The 6,116-nt window shown below is 70.5% G+C and carries 7 protein-coding genes; 5 read left to right on the forward strand and 2 right to left on the reverse strand.

Annotation, left to right across the window (positions count from 1 at the left end):
- Nucleotides 1-9: 9 nt before the first annotated feature.
- Nucleotides 10-783: an enoyl-CoA hydratase/isomerase family protein gene (locus A5643_RS11280; RefSeq protein ID WP_066855062.1), complete on the reverse strand. Its 774-nt coding sequence runs from the start codon at nt 781-783 to the stop codon at nt 10-12.
- A 92-nt stretch (nt 784-875) separates the two neighbouring features.
- Between A5643_RS11280 and tpx the strand changes: the two genes are divergently transcribed.
- Both tpx and A5643_RS11290 read left to right on the forward strand, forming a co-directional pair.
- Nucleotides 876-1,370 carry a thiol peroxidase gene (tpx, locus tag A5643_RS11285; RefSeq protein WP_066855065.1) on the forward strand — a complete coding sequence of 165 codons (495 nt, stop codon included), beginning with the start codon at nt 876-878 and terminating at the stop codon, nt 1,368-1,370.
- A 44-nt stretch (nt 1,371-1,414) separates the two neighbouring features.
- Nucleotides 1,415-1,774 (forward strand): NYN domain-containing protein, encoded by a 360-nt coding sequence (locus A5643_RS11290; protein WP_066855069.1) that lies wholly within the window; start codon nt 1,415-1,417, stop codon nt 1,772-1,774.
- A gap of 184 nt (nt 1,775-1,958) precedes the next feature.
- Here A5643_RS11290 and A5643_RS11295 read toward each other — a convergent pair whose 3' ends face one another.
- A complete protein-coding gene (locus tag A5643_RS11295; protein ID WP_066855072.1) occupies nt 1,959-3,554 on the reverse strand; it encodes an FAD-binding protein in 1,596 nt (531 codons plus the stop codon).
- A gap of 262 nt (nt 3,555-3,816) precedes the next feature.
- Between A5643_RS11295 and A5643_RS11300 the strand changes: the two genes are divergently transcribed.
- The 3 genes from A5643_RS11300 to A5643_RS11310 all read left to right on the forward strand — a co-directional run bounded on the left by A5643_RS11300 (nt 3,817) and on the right by A5643_RS11310 (nt 6,026).
- Nucleotides 3,817-5,166, forward strand: a complete 1,350-nt coding sequence (locus A5643_RS11300) for an aldehyde dehydrogenase family protein (RefSeq protein WP_066855112.1) — start codon at nt 3,817-3,819, stop codon at nt 5,164-5,166.
- Nucleotides 5,167-5,233: 67 nt separating this feature from the next.
- Nucleotides 5,234-5,443 carry a hypothetical protein gene (locus A5643_RS11305; RefSeq protein ID WP_066855074.1) on the forward strand — a complete coding sequence of 70 codons (210 nt, stop codon included), beginning with the start codon at nt 5,234-5,236 and terminating at the stop codon, nt 5,441-5,443.
- 148 nt (nt 5,444-5,591) lie between these two features.
- On the forward strand, nt 5,592-6,026 hold the full coding sequence (locus A5643_RS11310; protein WP_066855076.1) for a cellulose-binding domain-containing protein: 435 nt from the start codon (nt 5,592-5,594) through the stop codon (nt 6,024-6,026).
- Nucleotides 6,027-6,116: the final 90 nt, after the last annotated feature.

Below are 6,116 nucleotides of genomic sequence, written 5' to 3' on the forward strand. Positions count from 1 at the left end.
AAGACCCGGTCAGCGGCCTCGCCATTCGGGCCGGCGTTTCTGCTGCCAGGCCTGCAATCCCTCGGCGACGTCCTCGGTGGCGCCGACCACCTTGCGCATGGTCTCGCCGAACCGGACGGCCTCGGTCCAGCCCATGTCGGCGCTGCGCCAGGCCACCTCCTTGGTCGCCCGCTGGGCGAGCGGGGCGGCCCGGGTCAGCGTCTCGGCCCACTCGCGGGCGCTCTGCTGCAGCTGGTCGGGTTCCACGAGCCGCCAGACCAGCCCGATCTCGGCAGCGCGCTGCGCGCTCATCGGGCGCCCGCTGAGCAGTAACTCCATGGCGTTGGCCCAGCCCACCTTCTGCGGCAGCCGAATCGCCCCGACGATGGTGGGCATTCCCAGCGACACCTCCGGGTAGGCGAACATGGCCTCGGTGCTGGCGATGACGAAGTCGCAGAACAGCACTCCGGTCAGGCCGTAGCCGACGCAGGGCCCGTGCACCGCGGCGATGGTCGGCTTGAAAAGCTCCATCCCGCTTTCGAAGCTGTTGACCGTCGGCTTCTCCCAGAACGTGCCGCCGAAGGTGCCGACCGCGCCGGTGCTGTCCTTGAGGTCCGCGCCGGCGCAGAACACCTCGCCGGCTCCGGTCAGGATCGCCACCCAGGCGTCCTCGTCGTCGCGGAACCGGTCCCAGGCGGCGTTGAGGTCGGTGCGCAACGCGCCGTTGATGGCGTTGCGGGCGTCGGGGCGGTTGAGGGTGATCGTTGCGACGTGGTCGTTGAGTTCGTAGGTGACCAGGCTCATGGATGCAGCCTATGCGTGTGGTGGCCTGCGCTGCGGTCGGCGGGTGGGGCCTGCCTTCCCGCCGGCCGGGTCCACTTGGCAGACTGGCGGGTATGGCACAGGTTACGTTTCACGGAAATGCAGTCAACACCGTCGGCGAGCTGCCCGCGCAGGGCGCAGCGGCCCCCGGCTTCACCCTCACCGGCGCCGACCTCAGCGAGGTCAGCAACGACCAGTTCAGCGGTAAACGGGTGCTGCTGAACATCTTCCCGTCCGTGGACACGCCGGTCTGCGCGACCAGTGTGCGCACCTTCAACGAGAAGGCCGCCGCCGGTGGCCTGAACGTGCTGTGCGTGTCGAAGGATCTGCCGTTCGCGCTCAAGCGTTTCTGCGCCGCCGAGGGGATCGAGAACGTCTCCGCCGCCTCGGCGTTCCGCGGCAGCTTCGGCGAGGACTACGGGCTGACGCTGACCGACAGCCCGCTGGCCGGCCTGCTGGCCCGCGCGATTGTGGTGCTCGACGCCGACGGCAAGGTGACCTACACCCAGTTGGTGCCCGAGATCGGCGAGGAGCCCGACTACGACGCGGCGCTGGCAGCGCTGAGCTGAGCTCCACCGCGCCCGCCGCCGGGACGCGCTGGATCGTTGACGCGATGAACGTCATCGGCTCGCGTCCCGACGGCTGGTGGCGGGATCGCCGCGGCGCGATGGCGCGGCTGGTGACCCAGCTCGAGCGTTGGGCCGCCGCCGGGGACCGGCAGGTGACCGTGGTGTTCGAGCAGGCGGTCCGCCCGCCGATCCGCTCCGCGGTGATCACGATCGCGCACGCGCCGCGCGCCCGGCCCGACTCCGCCGACGACGAGATCGTCCGACTGGTCGACGCCGACGAGCACCCCGAGCAGATCACCGTGGTGACCTCCGATGCCACGCTGGTCCGCCGGGTTCGGGCGGCGGGTGCCGCGACGTGTCCGGCCGCGTCGTTCCGGGCGCGCATCGACGCGGCGAGCGGCTGAGCGCGCGGCTATCGTTTCCTGGAGCCAGAACCTGGCCTACGGCTTCGGAATCGGCACGCTCCCAACATTCTCGTGAGCGGCGCCTGGGCGATGCGGCGCCGCTGGGCCGCATCGACACCGCACTGCTGGTCGGCCCCGGGGTGGCGATCGTCGCGGCGACGGTGTGGGTCGATACCCGCTGAGGTCAGCCGTCGTCGGTGACCGCGGCGCCGGCCCGGCGCCCGGCGAACACGCAGTCGGCGATCGAGAGCCCACTGACATACGAGCCCGAGCAGATGCCGACCGCGGTGCGCCCCGCACTGTAGAGGCCGGGGATCGGCTGACCGGCGGCGTCGAGCACCGCGCCGGTGTCCTCGTCGACGCGGACCCCGCCCAGGGTGAGCATCGGGGTGGGGTAGAGGACGTTGGGCCGCACCGAGATGTCCATCAGCGTGAAGGGGCCGCGTTCGATGCGGCGGCGGAACTCCGCCGGCTTGCCCACCGGGTCGGCGGTGTCGGCGTCGATGGCGTCGTTGTGCGCCTTGACGGTGGCGGCCAAGCCCTCGGCGTCGATGCCGGCGGCCCGCGCCGCGTCGGCGAGCGTTGTGCCGCGCGCGGCGCCGTAGAACATCAGCGCGGCGGCCTGGGCCCGCTGGAACCACAGCGTCTGGGTGAACAGTTGGCGCCTGGCCTCGGCCATCAGCGTGGCGTCGGCCAGGATCCAGCCCTTGCCGCCGTGCTTGGTGACCATGGCGTGGCCCAGCGCGGCGCCGTAGCGGCTTTCGTCGATGATCCGCTGGCCGTGGTCGTCGACGACGATCGAGGAGATGAACGCGCTCGGCGGGGTGATGAACCGCCACACCGACACGTCGTCCATGTGCGCGGTCACCGCTCCAGCGCTTTGCGCCAGTGCGATGCCGCTGCCGTCGTCGCCGCTGGTGCCCAGCGGCAACCCGCCGCCGAACTGCGGGGCGTAGCGTTCCCGCCACTCGCTGTTGGCGTAGAAGCCGCCCGCGCAGACGATCACCCCGCGGCGCGCGAGGATGCGCAGCGGCCGACCGTAGCGGGCTTCCAGCGCTTTGAGCCGGGCGTCCATGGCGCGGCGTAGCGGCGGGTAGTAGACGCCGGGTTTGGTGGAGATCGCCGACAGCCGCGCGTAGCGGCGCCGGATCCGGCGCGGCGCGAAGTTCATCGTGATCGTCTGCACCCCGGTCACCCGACCGGAGTCGTCACGCAGCAGGTCGGTGACCGTGGTGTGTGGGCGGAACCGCACGCCGAGCCGTTGCGCCGCCGCGGCCAGCGGGGCGTACATCTTCTTGCCCGAGGTGCCCTTGCCCTTGAACCGGTGCCCGCGCGGGACCGGCGGGGTGTGGGCGCGAAAGGCGCCGGCGTTCTCGCTGCCCGAGTAGTACAGGTAGTAGCGGTTGTTGGGAAACGAGGTCTTGTACGGGCAGAGGCTGCCGTCGAATGGCACCCCGTGCTGCTGGAGCCATTCCAGGTTCTGCGGGCTGGTGCGCACGAACCGCTCCAGGGTTTCCGGGCGGACCGCGTCGCCGACCTCCAGTCGCAGGTAGTCCAGCATCTGCTCGACGGTGTCGTGCACCCCGGCCTGGCGTTGGATCGTGGTGCCGGCGCCGGCGTAGTAGATGCCGCCGGAGATGGCGGTGGCGCCGCCGCCGTTGGCGCGGTCGACGGCGATCACTTCGGCTCCGCGTTCGCGGGCGGTGATCGCGGCGGTGGTGCCCGCCGCGCCGAATCCGATGACGACGACGTCGGTGGTCTCGGTGATCTCTCCGGTCACGGCGGTCCTTTGCACGATGTTGCACGATCCTGTTTCGGCCGCCGTCACTGTAACAGCCTCTAGCGACGTTTCGAGTGCTCTGAGCAGCAGCGGAACCGACTGGTACGGCAAAGTCAGAACGCGTTCACCGCGGCGGTGGGCAGCGGTGTTTTCCCTCGTGGGCCACCGGGTACGACACACCGGAGGCCGCAAGGAGAGTGAGACGCTGATGAAACTTGCCGAGGTCGAGCCCGGCGCCGCCGCGATCGACGAACCGACCCGGATGACGATCCACGATCCACGCACCGGCGACCTCGTCGCCCGGGTGCCCATCGCCGATGAGGCGACATGCGACGACGCGCTCGCCCGCGCCGCGGCGGCCGCGCCGGGCTGGGCCCGGACCCCGGCGGTCGAACGCGCGGCGGCGATCACGGCGGCGGCGGCCGCGGTCGAAGACGCCGCCGACGAGCTCGCCGACCTCAACGAGGAGGAGACCGGCAAGCTGCGCGACGATGCGCTCGGCGGTGTCGAGGCCGGGGTCGGCACGTTGCGGCAGTACGCCGAGCTCGGTCCGCTGCATCGCGGACGCAGCCTGCACGGCGACTGGTCGGCGACCGACATGATGGTGCCCGAACCGCGCGGCATGGTCGCGGTGCTGACGCCGTGGAACGACCCGGTCGCGGTGGCCGCGGGGCTGCTCGGCGCGGCACTGGTGAGCGGTAACACCGTGGTGCACAAGCCCAGTGAGCGCTGCCCGCGGACCGGCCGCCGCTTCGCCGAGTTGCTGGCCGCCGCCCTGCCCGAGGGTGTGCTACAGATCGTCGACGGCGACGCGACCGTCGGCGCCCGGCTCGCGGGTGACGATCGGGTGGATGTGGTGGCCCAAGTCGGCAGCACCGCGGCGGGCCGGCAGATCGCACGCGCGTGCGCCGCGCGGGGCGCCAAAGCGCTGCTGGAGAACGGCGGCAACGATGCGCTGATCGTCGACGCGGGTGTCGATCCGGCCTGGGCCGCCGAACAGGCGGCACTGGGCTGCTACGCCAACGCCGGGCAGATCTGTGTATCGGTGGAACGGATCTATGTGGTGGCCTCGGCGGCCGAGGCGTTCCTGAACGCACTTGTGGCCCAAGCGGGCGTCTGGGGCGACCGGATCGGCCCGCTGGTCGATGAACGGCACCGGCGGGCGGTGCACCACCATGTCATCGACGCCGAGCAACGTGGTGCGCGCGTGCTTGCCGGCGGACAGCCGGGTTCGGGGCCCGGCTGCTTCTATCCGCCGACGGTGCTCGCCGACTGCACCGCGGAGATGCCGGTCTTCGCCGAGGAGACGTTCGGACCGATCGCGGCGGTGCGGGTGGTGCCCGACTTCGAGACCGCGCTGACCGAAGCGGCCGAGGACCGCTACGGGTTGGCGGCTACCGTGCTGACCGCGGATATGGACCATGCCCAGATCGCCTGGCGGACTCTGCCGGTGGGCACCGTGAAGATCAATGCGGTGTTCGGCGGGGCGCCCGGGGGAGCGGCGGAACCGCGTCGCGCCAGTGGCACCGGCTTCGGGTTCGGGCCCGAATTGCTCGATGAGATGACCGCGGTCAAGGTGCTGCACTGGACCGCGCCCCGCCCGGGCGCCTGACCTTTCTGTGTCCTACGTCATATTCTTGCTATGGTTGTGGCGTACGCCATAGTGAGGGGTGAGTCGGATGGGCCGGTCGGGAAAACGCGTCGTCGGCACACCGCGATCCGGCGCGACCCTGAGCCTGCGGCGGGTGATGATCGCGCTGTTCAGCATCGCGGTCCTCATCGTCGCCAGCGTGGGGATCGTCGCGACCGCATCCGCTGGCCAGAGTTCGAACGCGATCGCCATCGGCCTGGTGGCCGGCGCGTTCTTTTTCGCCGCCGCGTTCTGTTGACCGGTTGACGACGGGCCCGGGAAGGCCGCGGGCGCACGACGCGGGGGAGCGCGCCGAGATTTCGTGACGGTTGCGGTTCAGCAAAGGTATCGCAGCGGCGCGCGTGGCGATCGGTACGATCACCGGCGTGCTTTTAGGGTCGGTTGTTATGACCGGTCTGCGCGATCTCGTGAAACGGTGGCGCACAGCGCTTTCCGTGGCCTTCTCGACGTTGCTAATCGCCGCCGTCGGCCTGATCATCCCACCGGCCGCCCATGCATCTGCAGCCACCGCGACGTTGTCGGTGACCTCGACCTGGCAGACCGGGTTCATCGCCAGCTTCACCATCACCAATTGGAGCGGCGCGCCGCTGACCGACTGGCGGCTTGAGTTCGACATGCCGGTGGGGCAGTCGATTTCGCACGCCTGGAGCAGCAGCGTCGCCCAGTCGGGCACGCACTTCGTCGTGACTCCCGCGAACTGGAACCGCATCATCAAACCCGGCGGCACCGCCACCGGCGGCATGCGGGGCGTGCTTTCCGGCACATACGCGCCGCCGTCGAACTGTGTTCTCAACCGACAGATCCGCTGCACGGTGCAGTAGGAGAGTGGTCCTAACCCGCGTTACGGGTGCGCCGCTTTAGTTGTCGGTGGGTGGGGGTTGGGGTTGGAAGGGGTCGTACCACCACCAGTC

It is taken from the genome of Mycobacterium sp. 1274756.6 (genome assembly GCF_001668625.1).
Lineage (GTDB): Bacteria > Actinomycetota > Actinomycetes > Mycobacteriales > Mycobacteriaceae > Mycobacterium.